Origin of the sequence: Rhizobacter sp. (assembly GCA_019635355.1) — a bacterium.
Lineage (GTDB): Bacteria > Pseudomonadota > Gammaproteobacteria > Burkholderiales > Burkholderiaceae_C > Rhizobacter.
This window is the reverse complement of sequence record JAHBZQ010000001.1, coordinates 1,237,757-1,257,789: the sequence shown is the minus strand read 5'-3', so window position 1 is coordinate 1,257,789 and position 20,033 is coordinate 1,237,757. Positions and strand designations below refer to the sequence as shown.

Here is a 20,033-nt window from a genome sequence, read left to right as displayed (position 1 = left end):
CGATTATCGGGGAGCGCGTTTCCCGAAACCGTCGGAACCGGTGCGGATCGCCGGTGCCTTCCAGCCGGGAGGCCAGACCGGCTGGCCCTTTTCGCCAAGGCCGCTCTGAAGGTCGAGCTTGCGCATGAGCGTGGCCGCGTCGTAAGGCGCATGGACCTTCACGTCGTTGTCGAAGTAGGCGTAGATGTCTCGCTTGGCGCGTCGGGGCGCTGGTTTGGGCGAGGCGAGGCGAGCTTCGTCCACCTGGCCGCCCTTGCTCCAGGTGCGAATGCGGTCTGCCCACCGTTCGAGCGCGGCGTCGCTGTAGCCGCTGGCATACAGCTCCTTGTCGCCGTGCAGGCGCAGGTAGACGAAGTCGGCGGTCAAGTCTTCGAGCAGCGGCCACTTGCCCGCCGTGTCGGCCACGACGAGCGCGATGCGGTACTTGCGCAAGAGCGCGATGAACGCCGGGTCGGCGAAGCTCTCGTGGCGGATCTCCACCGCGTGGCGCATCGGCCGCTTGGCGTCGGGCTGAAGGCTGGTGCGGCCTTCGACGCGCTTGTCGTGCTTGGCGGCGATCTCGGCGGCTGCTTCGGTGTCACGAGGCAACTGTGCGAAAAAAGCCTCGAAGCGCTCGGCCATGAACGGCAGCATGGGCGGGAACTGCCAGAGGATCGGCCCGAGCTTCGGCCCCAGCTCGAAGAGCCCGTTGGCGAAGAAATTGGCGAGCGGCGTCTCCACCTCCTTCAGCCGCCGCATGTGCGTGATGTACTTCGGGCCCTTCACCGCGAAGACGAAGTCGTCGGGCGTGTCGGCGGCCCATTGCGCATAGAACTCGGGCCGCTGCAGCGAGTAGAAGGAGCCGTTGATCTCGATCGTGGGCAGCATGCGCGAGGCGTATTCCAGCTCGCGGCGCTGGGCCAGCTTTTCGGGGTAGAACACCCCGCGCCAGGGTTCGTAGCGCCAGCCGGAGATGCCGATGCGAATGTCGGGTTTGGCCATGCCGAAACCCTGGCAAAGGAGGTGCCGGATCGCGGTTTGCTACAACCTCGGCATGAGAACGCTCGTGTCGACCGTCCTGCTGGGGCTTTCAACCGCGGCCTGCACCACCGGCCCGCAGGCCGCGGCTCCGGTGCCGCAACCCGCCACGCCCGCGGCGCGCAGTTGCGGCATTCCCAACTTCCAAGCCAGTGTGCTGGGCCGGGTCAACGCGGCCCGTGCGCGCGGTGCGAGCTGCGGGAGCGCCGGCCGCTTCGGCCCTGCGCCACCGCTCGCCTGGAACGACGCGCTCGCCCGCGCCGCCGAGCGCCATTCGCGCGACATGGTGGCCGCCAACCTCTTCTCGCACACCGGGTCCGACAAGACCGAGCTGCGGCAGCGTGCCGACGCGGTGGGCTACAACTGGCGCACGCTGGCCGAGAACATCGCCGGTGGCCGCGGCTCGGTCGACGGCACCGTGCAGCAGTGGCTCGACAGCCCCGGCCACTGCGCCAACCTCATGAAACCCGACCTGGTGCACGTGGGCGTGGCCTGCGTGCTCGGCGGGCCGCGCAGCACCTACACGCACTACTGGACGATGGCGCTCGGCGCGCCCATGCGTTGACCGGTCAGAGCAGCCCGCGCTCTTCCACGTGCTTGGGCAGCTCGACGGCCGGCTGCGGCTTCCAGCCCTTCTGGCGGTGCTCGGCCACCACGTTGGTGTAGATGCCACCGCGCACGTACCACTTGGCGGTGATGCGCACGAAGCGCGGGTTCGACGCCTTCACGATGTCGTCGAGAATGGTGTTGGTCACCTTCTCGTGGAACGCGCCTTCGTTGCGGTAGCTCCAGAAATACATCTTCAGGCTCTTCAGCTCGATGCAGAGCTTGTCGGCAATCATGTCGATCGTGAAGTGCGCGAAGTCGGGCTGGCCGGTCAGCGGGCAGTGGCAGGTGAACTCGGGCACCTGGAACTGGATGACGTAGTCGCGCTGCGGCGCCGGGTTTTCGAAGACCTGCAGGTCCTTGCTCGGCGCGGTCGGCGGGTTGGCCGGCTTCTCGCGCTGGTTGAGTTTTGGCGAGGCAGGTTTCTGCTTCGGAGCGGCAACTTTGGCGGACATCTTGGCCATGGCGTGTCGAGAGGTTTCTACGGGGGGATCAGAGGGGGTGCGATGGTATCATCGCGCCTCGCTGGAAACCCGCCGGATGGCGTAATTTCCCAAGTAAATCAAGCACTTAGACGCGCTCGGCGCACGCCGAAGCCGCACCTGGCACAGCTCTCCCCATGCGTCTGAATTCCATCAAGCTTTCGGGCTTCAAGTCCTTCGCCGAGCCCACGAATTTCCAGCTCCCGGGCCAGCTCGTCGGCGTGGTCGGCCCCAACGGTTGCGGCAAGTCCAACATCATGGACGCGGTGCGCTGGGTGCTGGGTGAATCGAAGGCCAGCGAACTGCGCGGCGAGTCGATGCAAGACGTGATCTTCAGCGGCTCGGGCAATCGCAAGGGTGCGAGCCGCGCGAGCGTCGAGCTCGTGTTCAGCAACGAAGACGCCCGCGCTGGCGGCCAGTGGAACCAGTTCACCGAGATCGCGGTGAAACGCGTGCTCACGCGAGACGGCACCAGCAGCTACTTCATCAACAACCAGCCGGTGCGCCGCCGCGACGTGCAAGACGTCTTCCTCGGCACCGGCCTCGGCCCCCGCGCCTACGCCATCATCGGCCAGGGCACGATCAGCCGCATCATCGAATCGAAGCCTGAAGAGCTGCGCCTCTTCCTCGAAGAAGCCGCGGGTGTCTCCAAGTACAAGGAGCGCCGCCGCGAGACGGAAAACCGCCTCAAGGACACGCGCGAGAACCTCACCCGCGTCGAAGACATCCTGCGCGAGCTGAATGCCAACCTCGAGAAGCTCGAGAAGCAGGCCGAGGTGGCGAGCCAGTACCGCGCGCTGCAGGAGAGCGGCTCGCTCAAGCTGCATCAGCTGTGGTTCCTCAAGCACCGCGACGCCGCCATCGAGCAGGAGCGGGTGAAGAAGGAAGTGCTGGAAGCGACCAACGCGCTTGAAGCCCGCATGGCCGAGTTGCGCCACGGCGAAGCCGAGCTGGAGACGATTCGCCAGGCGCACTACGCGGCGAGCGACGAGCTGCACACCGCGCAGGGTTCGCTGGCCGAGGCCTCGCTCGAAGTCAGCCGGCTCGAAGAGCGCATCCGCTACGTGGTCGAAGGCCGCCAGCGCGTGGAGCAGCGCCTCGTCGAGCTGAAGACGCAAAACGAGCAGTGGGAAGAACGTCAGGCCGAAGCGCAGGCCGAGCTGGAGCAGATCGCCGAGCAGATCGCGGCCGCCGACGAGCAGAGCGAGATCCTCGCCGCCCAAGCCGAAGAACAAGCCGGCAACCTGCCGAATGCCGAAGACGCCGTGCGCGCCGCGCAAAGCCGCGCCAACGAGCAGCGCAGCTCGGTCACGAGCGTGCAGCAGCAGATCCAGGTGCTGGCCGCCGAGAGCCGCAACATCGACGACCAGCGCAAGCAACTCAACGCCCGCCGCGAGCGGCTCGATGGCGAGCGCCGCCAGCTGGCATCGCCCGACATGGCGCGGCTCGAAGAGCTGAAGCAGCAATCGGCCGTGGCCGAAGAGGCGCAAGCCGTGGCCGACGAGCGCCTGCACGAGCTGAGCGAGCAGGTGCCCGCGCTCGACGAAGACCGCCGCGCCAAGCAGGAGCAGGTCAACGCCGAGAGCGGCAAGCTGTCCGACCTGAGCGCGCGCCTCGAAGCGCTGCGGGCGCTGCAAGAGAAGGTGCAGACCGAAGGCAAGCTCAAGCCCTGGCTCGCCAAGCACGGCCTCGAAGGCTTGCAAGGCCTGTGGACCAAGATCCACATCGAATCGGGCTGGGAGACGGCGCTCGAATCGGCCCTGCGCGAGCGCATCAACGCGCTGGAAGTCGGCCGCATCGAGACGGCACGTGCGTTTGCCGCCGACGCGCCGCCGGCCAAGCTCGCGTTCTACACGCCGCCGCAAGCGGCGATTGCCAACACGCACCAGACGCTGCCGCGCCTGTCCGATCTGCTGCGCTTGGGCGATGCCGGCCTCAAGGCGCTGCTGAACGACTGGCTCGAAGGCGTCTACACCGCCGCCAACATCGACGAAGCTTTTGCGGCGCGCGACAAGCTGACACACGGCGAAGTGATCATGACCCGCGAGGGCCACGCGGTGAGCCAGTTCGCGGTCGCGTTCTACGCACCCGATTCCGAACAGGCCGGCATGCTGGCCCGTGCGCAGGAGATCGAGAACCTGGAGCGCCAGTCGAAGGCGCAGGCGTTGATCGCCGAAGAGTCGCGCAGCAGCCTGGTGCGCGCCGAAGCGGCGTACACCGATGCGTCTCAGCGCCTCGTCACCGCGCGCCGCGAAGCCGGCGAGACGCAGACGCGTGCGCACCAGCTGCAGGTGGAGCTGCTGCGCCTGTCTCAGCAAGCTGAAGCCACGAGCACTCGCCGTGGCCAGCTCGATGCCGAGTTGGCCGAAGTCGATGGCCAGCTCGAAGAGCTGAACGAGCGCCGCGCCACCGGCGAAGCCAAGTTCGAAGAGCTCGACATGCAGCTCGCCAACACCCAGGAGCGCCACGCCGAGCTGGAAGAAGCGGTGATTGCCGCGGAGCGGAAGCTCTCCGAGGCGCGAGAGCAGCTGCGCTCGCTGGAACGTCAGGCGCAGGAAGCGCAGTTCTCCTCACGCTCGCTGGCCGCGCGCCGCAGCGAGCTGCAACGCAGCATCGAGACCGCCACGCAGCAGGTCGCGTCGAACGAACAGTCGGCCGTGCAGCTGCAGGAAGAGCTGACCCGCCTCACCGACGCGTCGGCCCAGGCCGGCCTGGAGGCCGCGCTCGCCGTGAAGCTCGAGCGCGAAGCCGCGTTGGGCGCCAAGCGCAGCGAGTACGACGACCTGACCCTGCGCCTGCGCCGTGCCGACGAGCAGCGCCTGCAGCACGAGCAGAGCCTGCAGCCGATGCGCGACCGCATCACCAAGCTGCAGCTCGAAGAGCAGGCCGCGCAGCTCGGCGGCGCGCAGTACATGGAGCAGCTCACCGCCGCCGAAGTCGACCTCGAAGCGCTGGCGAAAAACGTCGCCGAGAACAACGTCAAGCTCTACGGCCTGCAAGGCGAAATCGACCGCATCAACCGCGAGATCAATGCGCTGGGCGCCGTGAACCTGGCGGCACTCGACGAACTCACCGCCTCGCGCGAGCGCAAGACCTTCCTCGATGCGCAGAACGCCGACCTGAACGAAGCCATCACCACACTCGAAAACGCCATCCACAAGATCGACCTCGAAACGCGCGACCTGCTGGGCAACACCTTCAATCAGGTCAACGCGCATTTCGGCCGCATGTTCCCCAGCCTCTTCGGCGGCGGGCAGGCCAAGCTCGTGATGACGGGCGACGAGATCCTCGATGCCGGCGTGCAGGTGATGGCCCAGCCCCCGGGCAAGAAGAACAGCACGATCCACCTGCTCTCGGGTGGCGAGAAGGCGCTGACCGCCATCGCGCTCGTGTTCGCGATCTTCCAGCTCAACCCTGCGCCCTTCTGCTTGCTCGACGAAGTGGACGCGCCGCTCGACGACGCCAACACCGAGCGCTACGCCAAGCTCGTGAAGGAGATGAGCAGCGGCACGCAGTTCCTCTTCATCAGCCACAACAAGATCGCGATGGAAATGGCCGAGCAGCTGATCGGCGTGACCATGCAGGAGCAGGGGGTCTCGCGCATCGTGGCGGTCGACATGGAGTCGGCCGTCAGCATGGCGGAAGCGGCCTGAGCCCATGAACAGCCTGACCATCGCGCTGGCCGGCCTCGGAGGTGTGGTGCTGGCCGGGGTGGTCGCGCATGGCGCGTGGCAGGCCCGCAAAGCCGGGCCGAAGCGCGCCGAACAGCCGGCGCCCGAGCCACGCGAGCGCCAGGCGCCGCGCGACCTCATCGAGCCGGTGTTGGGCGACCTGCCCGCCGAGCCTGTGCTGCAAGACGCCGCGCCTGTCCTGCTCGACGACGACAAACCCGTGTCGCCCCTGCCCATCGCAACGGTGCGGCGCGCGACGCCGCGCATCGATGCGCTGGTCGATGCGATTGCGACGCTCACGCTCGAATCTCCCGTGACTGGCGAACTCGTGCTGGCGCATCAGCCCACCACGCGCCGCGCCGGCAGCAAGCCTTTCCTGATCGAAGGCCTCAACACCGAGACCGGCGAGTGGGAAGCCCCGCTGCCCGGCCGCCACTACGGCGAGCTGCAGGCCGGTGTGCAGCTGGCCAACCGCACCGGCGCGTTGAACGAGATCGAGTATTCGGAATTCGTGCAGAAGATCCAGCCGATGGCCGACGCCATTGGCGCGATGGCCGACTTCCCCGACATGCTCGACGCTGCGGCGCGTGCCAAGGAGCTCGACGCCTTCGCCGGCCAGCACGACGCGCAGCTCGCCGTGCACCTGCAAGCCCGCTCGGTGGCCTGGAGCGTGGGCTACATCCAGCAGCACGCCGCCCGCCACGGCTTCGTGCCCGGCATGGTGCCCGGCCGCCTGGTGATGCCGTCGAAAGAGGAGGGCGCACCGCCCATCCTCACCCTGACCTTCGATGCGCAAGCCGCGTTGGCCGACGACCCCAACCAGGCCGCCGTGCGCGACGTGACGCTCAGCTTCGACGTGCCGCAGACCGAAGCGAAGGCCGAGCCTTTCATCGCCTGGCAGGCGAGCGCGCAGGCGCTGTCGCTGGGCATGGATGCCGCCATCGTCGACGACAACGGCCAGCCGTTGAGCCCTGCCGGTTTTGCGGCGATTGGCGCCGAGCTGGGCAAGTTGTACGAGGCGCTGGAGGCGCGCGACATTGCGGCGGGGTCGATGGTGGCGCGGCGGCTCTTCAGCTGACACGGTTCGCCAGCCGACGCAGGGCCTCGGCCTTGCCGCAAAATTCCGGCATGACGCCCGATGCCACCTCGAAACGCGCAGCCCAGCTGCGCGAGCAACTCCACCACCACGCCCACCGCTACTACGTGCTCGACGACCCGGAGATACCGGACGCCGAGTACGACAAGCTCTTTCAGGAGCTGCAGGGCATCGAGGCCGAGCACCCCGAGCTGCTGACGCCTGACTCGCCCACGCAGCGGGTGATCGGCCAAGTGCTCGATGGCCTGACGCCGGTGGTCCACACGGTGCCGATGCTGAGCATCCGCACCGAGACCGACACCGAATCGAGCGGCGCCGTTGCCTTCGACGCGCGAGTGCGCCGCGAGTTGAAGCTCACCGACGCGGACCCGCCGGTCGAGTACGCGGCCGAACTGAAGTTCGACGGGCTCGCGATCAACCTGCGGTACGAACACGGCGTGCTGGTGCAGGCCGCCACGCGCGGCGATGGCGAGAAGGGCGAAGACGTCACGCACAACATCCGCACCATCGGTCAGATCCCGCTGCGGCTGACGGGCGTGGAGGCGCCGGTGCTCGAGGTGCGCGGCGAGGTCTACATGAGCCGTGACCAGTTCGAGAAGCTCAACGAGCGGCAGCGCCAGTTGATCGCGCAAGGTGCGAAGAACGAGAAGACCTTCGTGAACCCGCGCAACGCGGCGGCGGGTGCTGTGCGCCAGCTCGACTCGGCCGCCGCAGCGAAGAAGCCGCTGAGCTTCTTCGCCTATGGCCTGGGCGACGTGCAGGGCTGGGAGGTGCCGCCCACGCACAGCGAGATGCTGGACGCGCTGCAGCGCTTCGGCTTGCCGGTGAGCGACGAGCGTGTGGTGGTGAAGGGTGCCGAGGGGCTCGTCGCCTTCCACCAGAAGATCCGCGAGAAGCGCGACAGCCTGCCGTTCGACATCGACGGCATCGTCTACAAGGTCAACTCGCGTGAGCTGCAGAAACAGCTCGGCTTCGTGTCGCGCGAGCCGCGCTGGGCGGTGGCGCACAAGTACCCCGCGCAGGAGCAGATGACGCTGCTGCGCGACATTGACATCCAGGTCGGCCGCACCGGCAAGCTCACGCCGGTGGCCAAGCTGGAGCCGGTGTTCGTGGGCGGCACGACGGTGAGCAACGCCACGCTGCACAACGAAGACGAGACCCGCCGGAAAGACGTGCGCATCGGCGACACGGTCATCGTGCGCCGCGCCGGTGACGTGATCCCCGAGGTGGTGGGCGTGGTGCTGGAGAAGCGCCCCGCCAACGTCGGCGAGCCTTTCGATCTCTACAAGCGACTCGGCGGCAAATGCCCCGTCTGCGGCAGCGACATCGCGCGTGAAGAGGGCGGCGCCGACTGGCGCTGCAGCGGCGGGCTCTTCTGCCCGGCGCAGCGCAAGCAGGCCGTCCTGCATTTCGCCGGCCGGCGCGCGATGGATGTGGAAGGCCTGGGTGACAAGCTGGTCGACCAGCTGATCGACTCGGGCCTGATCCGCACGCTGCCGGAGCTCTACACGCTGGGTCTGGCCAAGCTCATGGCGCTGGAGCGCATGGGCGAGAAGAGTGCGCAGAACCTGCTTGCGGGCCTGGAGAAGAGCAAGAAGACGACGCTCGCCCGTTTCCTTTACTCGCTGGGCATCCGGCAGGTGGGCGAGACGACCGCGAAGGATCTCGCCAAGCACTTCGGCAAGCTCGATCTGATCATGGACGCGACCGTCGAGCAGCTGCTCGAAGTGCCCGACGTCGGCCCGATCGTGGCCGAGAGCATCCACACCTTCTTCCGGCAGGACCACAACCGCGAGGTGGTGGAGCGCCTGAAGGCCGTCGGCGTGACCTGGGAAGAGAAGGAAGGCGCCGGCGACCTGAGCCCGAAGCCGCTGGCCGGCAAGGTGTTCGTGCTGACCGGCACGCTGCCCTCGCTCTCGCGCGACGAGGCCAAGGACATGATCGAGGCCAAGGGCGGCAAGGTCTCGGGCTCGGTGTCGAAGAAGACGACCTACGTCGTGGCCGGCGCCGAGGCCGGCAGCAAGCTCGACAAGGCCACTGAACTCGGCGTCGCCGTGATCGACGAAGCGGCCTTGCGCGAGCTGCTGGCCTCAGGCGGCTGAACGACGCCGCGGTGAGCTGGCGTGCGCGAGCACGGCCAGCACCGCCAGGCACCACACGATGAGCGCACCGCTCGGCAGGTCGAACAGCGACGACAGCACCAGCCCGAGCGCATAGCCGCCGAGGCCGATGGCATAGGCCAACGGCAGGCGCCGACGCTCGGGGTGCTGGCGCACGCCGAGGGCCGGCACGATCAGGCTGGCGAAGACGAGGTACACGCCCACCAGCTGCACCGAGACGGTGACGGCCAAAGCAAACAGCAGGTAGAAGCCGAGCCGTGGCAGCCGTTCGCGCCAGCCGAACCACAGCGCGAGGATGAGCGCGGTGATCGCGGCCGGCACCCACAGCTGCGCGAAGCCCACCCACAGGATCTGACCGGCGAGCAGGTCGCGCAGGTGCTCGCCGCCGTGCGGGTTCTTCGCCAGCAGCAGGATGCCGGCCGTGGCCGCCAGCACGAAGAGCACACCGATCTGCGCTTCCTGCACTTCGGGCCAGCGCTTTTCCGTCCAGGTGAGCAGCAGCGCGCCGGCCACCGCCGCGGTGGCGGCGGCCAGCTGCACCTGCCAGCCTCCGGGCGCCACGTCGAGCAGGCCGGCGACGATCACACCGAGTGCTGCGATCTGCGCGATGGCGAGGTCGATGAACACGATGCCGCGCTTGAGCACCTGCGCGCCGAGCGGCACGTGGGTGGCGAGCACCAGCAGGCCCGCCACGAACGGGGCGAGGAGGATGGCGAGGTCGAGGCTCATCGTGCCGCCGCGAGCAACAGCGACAGCGTGCTGTCGAAGAGGCCGAACAGGTCTTTCGCCTGTTCGTTCCCGCCCACGGTGAAGGGCAGCACCACGGCTGGGATGCGCGCCTGCTCAGAGAGCCACTGCGAGGCCCGCGGGTCCTGGTAGGCCGCGCGCAGCACGAGCTTCGCCGGTTGTTTGGCAAGCTGCGCCTTCAGCGCCCCCAGGTGGCCGGCGCTCGGCTCCAGCCCGGGTTTGGGCTCGAGCGTGCCGACTTCGCGCAGGCCCAGCCAGTGCGACAGGTAGCGCATGTTTTGGTGATGCACCACCACGGCGACCCCCTTGAGCGGCGTGGCCTGCTGCTCCCACCGGCGCTGGGCGTCGGCCCAGCGTGCGGCGAAGGCGGTGTGGCGCTCCTGGTAGACCCGTGCATTGACCGCATCGAGCTGCGCCAGGCGATCGGCGAGTGCCTTGGCCACGAGCGCGATGTTGCGCGGGTCGAGCTGGATGTGCGGGTTGCCGGCGGCGTGCACGTCGCCGTCGCTGCGGTCGAGCCGGGCCGGCACGTCGAGCGGGGTGACGAACTTGCCGGCTTCGAAGAAGCCCGCCGCACCGGGTGCGACCTTGGCATTGCCCGACTGCTGCAGCAGCACCGGCAGCCAGCCGGTTTCGAGCTCCATGCCCGTGCAGACGAGCAGGTCGGCGTTGCGCACCCGCGCAATCAGGCTCGGGCGTGCTTCGATGCGGTGCGGGTCTTGCAGGGCCGTCGTGGCCGACGAGACCTGCAGCTGATCGCCGCCGAGTTCGGTGGCGAGCGCCGCCCACTCCGGTTCGCAGGCGACGACTTTCAGCGCAGCGTGCGCCTGCAGGCCGAAGCCCACCAACACCACGCACAAGACGTGTCGAAGGTTCATGGCGTGGCCTCCTCAGAACGTGTGCGCACCGTGAGCGCCGAGGCTCATGATGTACTGCAGGAAGACCTGGCGATCGGTGCCGTCGCCCCGGCTGCGGTCGGCGGCGAACTGCAGGCGCACGCGGCTGAACTCCGTCGGCGAGTAGTCGAGCATCACCGTGCTGCGCTCGGGCTTGGCCTTGACGAGCGAGGGCAGGTCGGCCGCGGTGAGCGTGCCACTGTCGACGAGACCGATGCGTGCGTTGCCCGCATCGAGCCGGTCGTAGCGCAGCCCAGCGCGCCAGCGTGGCATGAACTGATAGACCGCCTGTGCATACCAGCCGCTCTGCGTGTTGCGGTAGCTGTCGCTCAAAGGGCCACCGGCTTGCGAGGTGGTGTCGAAGTCGAGCATGCCGCTTTCGCTGCGGCGGAAGTATTCGCCTTGCAGCTTGAAGCTGCGGCCGGTGGCGTTGCCTTGCGGGGCCCACTTGTAGACGGCGTCGAGCACCCAGGTCGTGCTGCGGCCGGTGAAGCTGTTGGTCACCGGCGTACCCAGGCTGTCGCTGTCTTCGAAGGTGCGTTGGCTGGCGCGGTGGCGCAGCCACGAGATGCCGGTGCGCCAGCTCGAGCTGGTGCCAATGTCGTCGCCCGTGTGTGCCATCAGGGCGAACACGCCCGCGCCGTTGCGCGAGGTGTCGCTGCCGGGGAACGTGCGGCCGGCGCCGACCTCGGCCGCGAGTTCGATGAAGCGGTCGGTCGGAGCCAGCCAGCGCAGCTGCAGGCCGTCGTTCTTCAGCGCGCCGCCGAAGAAGGCCTGGTAGGCGAGCGGTGCGTCGGTGAAGTCCCAGGTGTGGGCGTGCTGGCCGTTGAGGTAGCCGAACGACGAGAGGAAACGGCCGCCCTTGAGCGTGGCGCCGTTGAAGAGGCCGGTGCGCTCGAACCAGGCTTCTTCCACCTCCACTTCGTTCTCGGGCGTGACGGCGGCGGTGAAGCGGCCGTTGAAGGTGGGGTCGATCGCGGCACTGAGGGTGAGTTCCGATTCACCGAGCTGGAAGCTGCGGCCACCCGGGCCGATCTCGCCGCCGCTCGGGATGAAGCCCTGGAAGCGGTAGGTTTCGGGGTCGCGCGAGAGGTTGGCGTAGGTGCCGTTGAGGATGAGCGAGATCGCGGGGTTGAAGCTCGGCGCGGGGGGCGCGGCGGTCGAGGCGGTTTGCGAGAAGGCGGGCAGGGTCGCGGCCAGGCAGGCGCCTGCGACCGCGGTGCGGATTGCGAACATGGAAGAAGTCCTGTGTGACGGAAATGGAAATGCGCCGCTCGGTGTCGAGCGGCTTCGGTCAGGTCACAGGAAGACGGGTGGGGCGCGGGCTTGGAAGTGGGCGGGGGCACGCAGGGCGATCTGCGTGAGGGCCACCGACACCGGCGCCGCGGCCTGGGTGTCGAGGGCGGCCCAGGTGTGCTGCGCGGTGAGGGCCTGACCCAGGTGTGCGAAGAGCAGGCAGCTGTCGCAGGCCTTCTCGGGCGCTTGCTGGCGCTCGTCTGCGCTTTTCGCGGTGGCGACCGCGGGCGCCAGGTGAGACAGCGCGTGCACGAGCGACAGCTGCGGCGCCGCCACCACGGCCAGCGCCAGCCACCAGATTCGCCACGAACGCAGAAGGGATCTCACCGTACAGCCGGTTGCAAAGCCGGCGGGCGCCGGCAGGGGCCGAAAGCTAACACAGCCGCAGAATGCACGCAAAGCCGTGCAGGCCCACACACAGGGAAGGACGCCATGCAGCACACCCACTCAACCTCCCGGCGCCTCATGGCGCTGTCGATCCTCGTGGCCGGCGTGTCGGCCTGCGGTGGAGGCGAGACCTCCGCGGCCCCCAACCCCTGCACCAGCCTCGCCGGGCAGACCGTCGCGGGTGCCACCATCAGCCGCGCCACCACGGTGGCCGCGAGCGGCGGCATCGGCGAATACTGCCGCGTCGAAGGCTCGGTGCGGCCGGGCTTCAACTTCGAAGTCCACTTGCCCACGCAATGGAACAACAAGCTGGTGCAAAACGGCGGTGGCGGCTGGGACGGCGTACTGCAGCTCGTGCCGCAGGCCTCGATCTCGTCGTATGTGCGCGTGGCCTCGAATGGCGGCCACGTGGGCGACCCGCTCGATGCCTCGTGGGCGCTCAACAACGCACAGGCGAAGAACGACTTCGGCTACCTCGCGCCGCACACCACGCTCGGCGTGGCCAAGGAGCTGGTGCGCCGCCGCTACGGGCGCGACGCGCAGCGCCACTACTTCCAGGGCTGCTCCAACGGTGGCCGCGAGGCGCTGATCCAGGCGAGCCGCTATCCGGCCGACTACGACGGCATCCTCGCGGTCATGCCGGCGGTGAGCTTCACCGAGATGTTCCAGGCCTTCATCCGCAACGCCCAGGCCTACAGCGCACCGGGTGCGGCGATCAACGCGGCGAAGGCTCGCACCATCGCCAATGCGGTGGTCGCGCGCTGCGATGCCGCCGATGGCCTGCAAGACGGCCTCGTCGGCCAACCCTGGGCCTGCAACTTCGACCCCGGCGCGCTGCAGTGCACCGGCGCCGACAACGACAGCTGCCTCACCGCGCCGCAGGTCGCCGCAGCGCGCACGATCTATTCCGAATACCGCCTGCCCAACGGCACGCTCGTGTACCCCGGCTGGAGCCCGGGTGGCGAAGACATCGGCTGGCCGGGCTGGATCGGCAACCCGCCCGCACAGCCGCTCACCAACCAGTTCACCTTCGCCGACGGCATGGTGCGCTACTGGCTTGCCAACGACCCGGGCTACAACACGCTCGCGAACTTCTCGCCCGCCAACTTCCAGCCGCAGCTGGCCGCAGCGGCGGCCACGCTCGATGCGTCGCCCAACCTCAGCACCTTCTTCGCACAGGGCCGCAAGCTCGTGCTCGTGCACGGCACGCACGACTGGGCCATCAGCTACAAGGGCTCGGTGAAGTACTTCGTGGAAGCGGGCGTGATGTCGGGCGGCGACGCGGTGCGCGATGCCCACATGGAGCTCTTCCTGCTGCCCGGCGTGCAGCACTGCGGGGGCGGCGTGGGGCCCTTCTATGCCGACTACTTCGATGCCACGGTGCAGTGGGTGGAGGCGAATGCGCGGCCCTCGTCGCGCAACCTCGTCATCTTCGGCACCGATGCCAACGGGCAGATCAACCGCATGCGCCCGCTGTGCCGCTTCCCGACCTTCGCGCGCTACATCGGCGGCAACCCGGCCTTGGCCACGAGCTTCACCTGCTCGCTCTCCTGAACCAGAATGCCGGCATGGCCATTCGCGAAATCCTGAAGATGGGCGACCCGCGCTTGCTGCGCGTCGCCAAGCCCGTGCAGCGCTTCGACACCCCCGAGCTGCACGCGCTCATCGCCGACATGTTCGACACCATGCACGCCGCCAACGGGGCCGGGCTGGCCGCGCCGCAGATCGGCGTCGACCTGGCGCTCGTGATCTTCGGCTTCAAGAAGAACGACCGTTACCCCGACGCGCCACCCGTGCCCGAGACGGTGCTGCTCAACCCGCAGATCACGCCGGTGTCCGACGACGAGGAGGAGGGCTGGGAAGGCTGCCTCTCGGTGCCGGGCATGCGCGGCGTGGTGCCGCGTTTCGCGCGCATCCGCTACACCGGCTTCGGCCCAAAGGGCGAGCGCATCGACCGCGAGGCCGACGGGTTCCATGCCCGCGTGGTGCAGCACGAATGCGATCACCTCATCGGCAAGCTTTACCCGATGCGGGTGCGCGATTTCAGCCGTTTCGGCTTCACGAGCGTGCTCTTTCCCGAGCTGGACCCGGCCGAAGACGACTGACCCCCCGCTTCCGGCGTCTCGATTGCGAAGAAACGTTTCTGTGGTCAGCGCGGGGCACTTCCCCTGCGTTGAACCGGAACCGCGGCTGTTGACAGCGCTCGAATGCGAGACATGCCCATGAAAACGACTTCCTCCGCTCTTTCTCGCCACCGCCTGGCGTGGCCCCACTGGCTGGCCTTGTGGTTCGGCCTCGCCTTGCTGAGCCTGCTGGCGCTGCCCGTCCAGGCGGCCGAGGCCGACCCGCCGGGCCGCGCCGGGCGCATCGCCGAGGTCAGGGGCCAGGTGTGGATCTACGCCACCGACAGCAACGAGTGGATCAGCGCTGTGCGCAACCGGCCCGTCACCACCGGTGACCGGCTGTCGACCGAGGCCGATGGCCGGGCCGAGGTGCGCATCGGGTCGACCGTGCTGCACCTGAGTGCCAACACCGAGGTGGAGGTGCAGCGCCTGGACGACGACCGCGTCGACCTGTACCTGCTCAATGGCAGCGTCGCGGCGCACCTGCGCACCCGCGAGGCGGCCGACGAATTCGGCCTCGGCACCGATGAAGGCCGGTTCGTCACCGAGGGCCCGGGCCAGTACCGCTTCGACCGTGCCGACGGCACCAGCAGCGTGACCGCGTCGAACGGCCGCGCGCGCTACGAAGCCGACGGCACCGCGCTCACGGTGCAACAGGGCCAGCGCGTCGAATTCTGGAAGGAGCGCGGCGCGCCGCAGTACTCGATCACCGAGCCGCGGCGCGACGACTTCTCGAACTGGGTGGCCGCCGAAAACGCGCGCGACGAGCGCAGCGTGTCGGCACGCTACGTGTCGCCCGAGATGACCGGCGTGGAAGACCTCGACCGCTACGGCCGTTGGGAGCCGCAGACCGAATACGGCGCGGTCTGGATCCCGCGCACCGTGGTGGCCGGCTGGGCGCCGTACCGCATGGGCCACTGGGCATGGATCAGCCCCTGGGGCTGGACCTGGGTCGACGATGCACCCTGGGGCTTCGCGCCCTTCCACTACGGGCGCTGGGTCTGGTATCGCAACGCGTGGTGCTGGGCGCCGGGCCGCTACGTGCAGCGGCCGGTCTATGCGCCGGCACTCGTGGCCTGGGTGGGCCGACCGGGTGTGAGCGTGTCGGTGCGGGTGGGCAGTGCGCCCACGGTCGGCTGGTTCCCGCTCGGGCCGCGCGAGGTCTTCGTGCCAGGCTACCGCGTGAGCCCGCGTTACGTGCAGAACGTGAACGTCACGCACGTCACCAACATCACCAACGTGACGACGATCATCAACAACCCCGGCCAGGTGGTGGCCAACACCCGCTACGTGCACCGCGACATGCAGCGCGCCGTGACCGTGGTGCCCTCGCAGGTGGTGGAGCGCCGCCAGCCGGTGGCGCCGGCGTTCCGGCCCGTCAACGAACGCACTTGGCGCGAAATCCGCAATGAACGGCCGCGCGCCGATGCGCCCGTCGTGGCCCCTCCGCGGTTCGAGCCCGGCTCGCCACGGCAGGTGGTGGATCCGCGCGTGTCGCGCCCGGGAGCACCGAGGCCGGGCCCCGGGCGTGATGCCGACGCCGGTGGCCCACGTGCGCCGGCCGTGATCTCGGCGCCGCGTGCGCCCGAGCGAGATGTGCGTGTGCCCGAGCGCGATGCGCGGGGGCGGGACGGGGATCCTCGCGATGGCCGTGACGGGCGCGATGGCAGGGGAGGGCGTGACGGACGCGAGGCACCGATCGTGCGGCCGGCGCCGAACCCGCCGGCACAACCCGGCTTCGTCGGTCGCCCCGGCGTGGAAGCCCCGCCGCGCGTCACACCGCCAGCCCCGCAGCCTCAGCCGCCACAGATGCAACCCGCGCCGCAGCGCCCCCAGCAGCCTGGCTTCTCGGCGCCACCGCATCGCGACGTGGAGCGCGTGGCCCCGCCGCGTGACGATCGATCGCGTGACGACCGTTCGCCCCGCGAAGACCGCCGTCGCCCCGAGGCACCGCCGCCCCGCGTGCAGGCTCCGCAGCCTCAGCCGCAACCCCAGCCGCCGGTGCGGCAGGCGCCGCCTCCGCAGGTGACGCCCGCGCAGCCGCCTCAGGTGATGCGTCCGCAGGTGCAGCCGCCGCCGCGAGATGCGTTCATCCCTCGCGTGCGCGAAGAACCGCGCGAGCGCCCCGACCGGGGTGGTAACGGTGGCGAGCGGCCCGAGCGCGGCGAGCGGTCCAGGTGATGCTGCGAGTGCGGCTGAGGCCGGTGCCCGCGTCTCAGCGCAGCAGCGGCTTCAACCCGGCCCACACATTGGCGAGCATGGTCGGGTGAGCCTGCGCCTTCGGGTGGATGCGGTCGGCCTGGAAGAGCGCCTCGGCATTCGGCACGTCGGCCACACCTTTCAGCAGGAAGGGCACGAGGGCGGTGCCCTCCGACTTGGAGACCGAGCCGAAGAGCGCCGCGAAATCTTCGCTGTAGCGCCGGCCGTAGTTCGGGGGCACCTGCATGCCCACCAGCAGCACCTTCGCGCCCGTCGCCTTCGCGGCACGCGTCATCGCGAGCAGGTTGTCTTGCGTCATCTTGAGCGGCAGGCCACGCAGTGCGTCGTTGGCGCCGAGCTCGATCACCACGAGCGTGGGCCGATGCTGCTTGAGCAGGGCCAGCAGGCGCGAGCGCCCGCCCGAGGTGGTGTCTCCGCTGATGCTGGCGTTGACGACCGTGGCGCTTTGCTTGTCTTGCGCAAGCTGCTGCTCCAGCAGCGCGACCCAGCCCTTGCCGCGCTCGATGCCGTATTCAGCCGAGAGGCTGTCACCGACCACGAGGATGGTGTGGCGAGCTTCGGCCCTGGCCGGTAGCCCACCACCGGCGGCCACCAGGGCAAGCACGGTAAAGTGGGCCAGCAGCGTTCTGCGTGTCATCGAGCTCATCGTTCCATCCATGTCCGAATCCATCATTGCCGTCGAGCACGTCACCAAACAAGTGCAGGATGTGAGCGGCCCGCTGACGATACTGCACGACATCGACTTCACGCTCGCGGCGCGCCAATCGGCCGCCATCGTGGGCGCAAGCGGCTCGGGCAAGAGCACGCTGCTGTCGATCATTGCTGGCTTGGACACGCCGAGCACCGGCACGGTTCGCCTCGCGGGCACCGATTTGTTCGCACTCGATGAAGATGCCCGCGCGGCCGTGCGGGCGGCCAAGCTCGGTTTCGTCTTCCAGAGCTTCCAGCTGCTCGGCAACTTGACGGCGCTCGAAAACGTGATGCTTCCGCTCGAACTGCAGGGCCGGGTGGACGCGCGCCTGCAGGCGCAAGAGATGCTGCACCGGGTGGGCTTGGGCGAGCGGCTCACGCACTACCCGAAGGTGCTGTCGGGCGGCGAGCAGCAGCGTGTGGCGCTTGCACGCGCCTTCGTCGTGAAGCCGGCGGTGCTGCTGGCCGACGAACCCACCGGCAGCCTTGACTTCGCCACCGGCGAGAAGGTGATGGAGCTGATGTTCGAGCTGAACCGCGAAGCCGGCACCACGCTCGTGCTGGTCACGCACGACCGCAGCATCGCGGCGCGCTGCGACCGGCAGCTCAAGATCGAGGCTGGTCGCCTCGTCCCCAACTAGAAAGCGAAAAGCACTCCGAAGAGTGCTTTTGTGAAGGGCCGCGAAGCCGGCCCGCATCGAGCCACGCCCGCGGAGCCGGCTTTGCCGGGCCGCCAGGCGGCGCCCCTCGGGGGCAGGAGCGCAGCGACTGGGGGGCTCAGTTCTGTGACGAAAATTTGTAGTCGGTCTTGGCCTTGGCCTTGATGTCTTCGCGGTACTTCGCCAGCTTCTGCTGCGCGAGGCTCTGCTGGATGCGCGGCTTGACTTCGTCGAGGCTCGGGAAGCCGGCCTCGCGCGTGTCTTCGAGCTTGATGATGTGGTAGCCGTACTCCGTCTTCACCGGCGTCTCGGTCATCTCACCCTTCTTCAGCTTGGTGAGGGCCTGGCCGAACTCCGGCACGTAGGAGTTGGGGTTGGCCCAGTCGAGGTCGCCGCCGTTGGAGCCCGAGCCCTGGTCCTTCGAGTGGGCCTTTGCGAGCTCATCGAACTTGGCGCCGCCCTTGATCTGCTTGATCAGCGCCAAGGCCTCGGCTTCCTTCTCCACCAGGATGTGGCGTGCGTGGTACTCGGTGCCGCCTTGTTGAGCTTTGGCCTTTTCGTACTCGGCCTTGATCTCTTCGTCGGTGACCGGGTTCTTCTTGCTGTAGTCGTTGAAGAGCTCGCGGATCATGATGCTCTGGCGGGCCAGTTCCATCTGGGCCTTGTAGTCGGCCGTGCGGGCAAGGCCGAGCTTCTCGGCTTCCTGCATGAACATCTCGCGCAGCACGATCTCGTCCTTGACCTGCGCTTCGAGTTCGGGCGTCTTGGGCTGGCCGCCGCGCGTGGCCTGCTGCAGCAGCACTTCCACGCGTGAGCGGGGCACGGACTTGCCGTTGACGATGGCCACGTTGCCTGCGGCTTCGGCGCCTTCGCCCGTGGCCTTGCCGGTCTCGGCGCAGCCGTGCAGCAGGGGGATCGCGAGGGCCAGCAACGAGGCACGAGCGGTGATGGACAGCTTCTTCATGGCAGATTGCCTTTCAGCGAATGAATGGAGGCGGGTGAATGGAAAAGGGGAGGTGTTGTCGTCTGTCGCTGGTGCGAATCGGCGTCTCTGCGGCGCCTGTCGTTGTCAGCCTTCGCCGGGAGCCCGGGCGTCGATCGCCAGGGCGTGAATGCCGCGTGGGATCAAAAGGCGGAGGGCATCATATACGAGGCGATGCCGCTTCAGACGGGGCGTTCCGGCGAAGCGGCTGCTGACGATGTGCACACTGAAATGGCGGCCTTCGCGGGCACCGGCATGGCCCGCGTGCAGGTGGCTGTCGTCGGTGATGGAGAGCGCTTCGGGCTGCAGCTGCTCACGCAGTGCGGCCTCGATCTCCGAGGCGGTGACGTGCATGTCGTCTTGGCTCAGGGCTGCTTGTCGGCGGCCGGCGCCGATTCGGGCGCGTCTTTCAGGTAGCGGCTCAGGTAGATCACCTGGGCGACCGTGAAGGCGATCATCAGCCCGTAGACGCCGAAGACCTTGAAGGTGGCCCAGGTCGAGGTGCTGTAGCTGTAGGCGACGTAGAGGTTGAGCAGGCCCATCAGGCCGAAGAACGCGACCCAGGCGAAGTTGAGGCGTTGCCACACCGTGGGCGGCAGGTGCAGCTCGCCGCCGATCATCGACTGCAGCAGGTTCTTCTTGAAGATGGCCTGGCTCACCCACAAGGCGAGGCCCATCGCCCAGAAGGCCGCGCTCGGCTTCCACTTGATGAAGGTGGCGTTGTGGAACCAGACCGTCGCACCGCCCAGCACCACCACGAGCGCCAGCGTGATCCACAGCATGAGATCGATCTTCTTGCCACGCAGCTTGAGCACGGCCACCTGCACGAGCGTGGCGGCAATCACCACCAGCGTGGCCAGCAGCACCGGGGCTTCTTCGACGCCGACCACGCCCCCCGAGACCAGGAAGCTCAGGTGATTGCTGCAGAAGGCTGCGGCCCACTCCTTGTGCGCCTCGGCGAACTTGAAGGTGCCGAAGAACAGCAGCAGCGGGAGGAAATCGAGAAGGAGCTTCATCGGGGCGGCGGCGCGCGAGGCGCCG

At 68.4% G+C, this 20,033-nt stretch carries 18 protein-coding genes; 8 read left to right on the top strand and 10 right to left on the bottom strand.

Features of this window, described 5'->3' with window-relative positions:
* Positions 1–3 precede the first annotated feature (3 nt).
* Complete coding sequence (locus tag KF892_05595) at positions 4–981, bottom strand: DUF72 domain-containing protein (protein MBX3624465.1); 978 nt, start codon at positions 979–981, stop codon at positions 4–6.
* A gap of 64 nt (positions 982–1,045) precedes the next feature.
* On the opposite strand from KF892_05595, the gene KF892_05590 reads away from it, so the two are divergent.
* Positions 1,046–1,582: a CAP domain-containing protein gene (locus KF892_05590; GenBank protein ID MBX3624464.1), complete on the top strand. Its 537-nt coding sequence runs from the start codon at positions 1,046–1,048 to the stop codon at positions 1,580–1,582.
* A 4-nt stretch (positions 1,583–1,586) separates the two neighbouring features.
* On the opposite strand, the gene queF is transcribed toward KF892_05590, so the two are convergent.
* Positions 1,587–2,087, bottom strand: coding sequence for a preQ(1) synthase (gene queF, locus KF892_05585; GenBank protein ID MBX3624463.1), 501 nt, complete (start codon positions 2,085–2,087; stop codon positions 1,587–1,589).
* Between the two features lie 155 nt (positions 2,088–2,242).
* On the opposite strand from queF, the gene smc reads away from it, so the two are divergent.
* The 3 genes from smc to ligA are packed head-to-tail and all read left to right on the top strand — an operon-like array spanning position 2,243 to position 8,974.
* Positions 2,243–5,758 (top strand): chromosome segregation protein SMC, encoded by a 3,516-nt coding sequence (gene smc / locus KF892_05580; GenBank protein MBX3624462.1) that lies wholly within the window; start codon positions 2,243–2,245, stop codon positions 5,756–5,758.
* A gap of 4 nt (positions 5,759–5,762) precedes the next feature.
* The gene (locus KF892_05575) at positions 5,763–6,854 is read left to right on the top strand and encodes a cell division protein FtsZ (GenBank protein ID MBX3624461.1); all 1,092 of its coding nucleotides are present in this window, start codon (positions 5,763–5,765) and stop codon (positions 6,852–6,854) included.
* Between the two features lie 50 nt (positions 6,855–6,904).
* Positions 6,905–8,974 carry an NAD-dependent DNA ligase LigA gene (gene ligA / locus KF892_05570; protein ID MBX3624460.1) on the top strand — a complete coding sequence of 690 codons (2,070 nt, stop codon included), beginning with the start codon at positions 6,905–6,907 and terminating at the stop codon, positions 8,972–8,974.
* On the opposite strand, the gene KF892_05565 is transcribed toward ligA, so the two are convergent.
* The 4 genes from KF892_05565 to KF892_05550 all read right to left on the bottom strand — a co-directional run bounded on the left by KF892_05565 (position 8,963) and on the right by KF892_05550 (position 12,258).
* The gene (locus tag KF892_05565) at positions 8,963–9,721 is read right to left on the bottom strand and encodes a metal ABC transporter permease (GenBank protein MBX3624459.1); all 759 of its coding nucleotides are present in this window, start codon (positions 9,719–9,721) and stop codon (positions 8,963–8,965) included. The genes ligA and KF892_05565 overlap by 12 nt on opposite strands.
* A complete protein-coding gene (locus tag KF892_05560) occupies positions 9,718–10,617 on the bottom strand; it encodes a zinc ABC transporter substrate-binding protein (GenBank protein MBX3624458.1) in 900 nt (299 codons plus the stop codon). Before KF892_05560 ends, KF892_05565 begins: the two co-directional genes overlap by 4 nt.
* Before the next feature lie 12 nt (positions 10,618–10,629).
* Complete coding sequence (locus tag KF892_05555; GenBank protein ID MBX3624457.1) at positions 10,630–11,871, bottom strand: hypothetical protein; 1,242 nt, start codon at positions 11,869–11,871, stop codon at positions 10,630–10,632.
* 63 nt (positions 11,872–11,934) lie between these two features.
* Positions 11,935–12,258: a hypothetical protein gene (locus KF892_05550; GenBank protein MBX3624456.1), complete on the bottom strand. Its 324-nt coding sequence runs from the start codon at positions 12,256–12,258 to the stop codon at positions 11,935–11,937.
* 105 nt (positions 12,259–12,363) lie between these two features.
* Between KF892_05550 and KF892_05545 the strand changes: the two genes are divergently transcribed.
* The 3 genes from KF892_05545 to KF892_05535 all read left to right on the top strand — a co-directional run bounded on the left by KF892_05545 (position 12,364) and on the right by KF892_05535 (position 16,622).
* On the top strand, positions 12,364–13,872 hold the full coding sequence (locus KF892_05545; GenBank protein MBX3624455.1) for a tannase/feruloyl esterase family alpha/beta hydrolase: 1,509 nt from the start codon (positions 12,364–12,366) through the stop codon (positions 13,870–13,872).
* Positions 13,873–13,886: 14 nt separating this feature from the next.
* Positions 13,887–14,423 (top strand): peptide deformylase, encoded by a 537-nt coding sequence (gene def / locus KF892_05540; protein ID MBX3624454.1) that lies wholly within the window; start codon positions 13,887–13,889, stop codon positions 14,421–14,423.
* Between the two features lie 117 nt (positions 14,424–14,540).
* Positions 14,541–16,622, top strand: coding sequence for a hypothetical protein (locus KF892_05535; GenBank protein MBX3624453.1), 2,082 nt, complete (start codon positions 14,541–14,543; stop codon positions 16,620–16,622).
* A gap of 34 nt (positions 16,623–16,656) precedes the next feature.
* Here KF892_05535 and KF892_05530 read toward each other — a convergent pair whose 3' ends face one another.
* Positions 16,657–17,307, bottom strand: coding sequence for an arylesterase (locus KF892_05530; protein MBX3624452.1), 651 nt, complete (start codon positions 17,305–17,307; stop codon positions 16,657–16,659).
* A 10-nt stretch (positions 17,308–17,317) separates the two neighbouring features.
* On the opposite strand from KF892_05530, the gene KF892_05525 reads away from it, so the two are divergent.
* Complete coding sequence (locus KF892_05525) at positions 17,318–17,992, top strand: ABC transporter ATP-binding protein (GenBank protein ID MBX3624451.1); 675 nt, start codon at positions 17,318–17,320, stop codon at positions 17,990–17,992.
* Between the two features lie 136 nt (positions 17,993–18,128).
* Here the strand turns inward: KF892_05525 and KF892_05520 are convergent, their stop codons facing one another.
* From KF892_05520 to KF892_05510, 3 genes are all read right to left on the bottom strand, one after another.
* Positions 18,129–18,974, bottom strand: coding sequence for a peptidylprolyl isomerase (locus KF892_05520; GenBank protein ID MBX3624450.1), 846 nt, complete (start codon positions 18,972–18,974; stop codon positions 18,129–18,131).
* Between the two features lie 105 nt (positions 18,975–19,079).
* Positions 19,080–19,346 (bottom strand): BolA family transcriptional regulator, encoded by a 267-nt coding sequence (locus tag KF892_05515; GenBank protein MBX3624449.1) that lies wholly within the window; start codon positions 19,344–19,346, stop codon positions 19,080–19,082.
* 11 nt (positions 19,347–19,357) lie between these two features.
* Positions 19,358–20,008 (bottom strand): septation protein A, encoded by a 651-nt coding sequence (locus KF892_05510; GenBank protein ID MBX3624448.1) that lies wholly within the window; start codon positions 20,006–20,008, stop codon positions 19,358–19,360.
* Between the last annotated feature and the right edge of the window lie 25 nt (positions 20,009–20,033).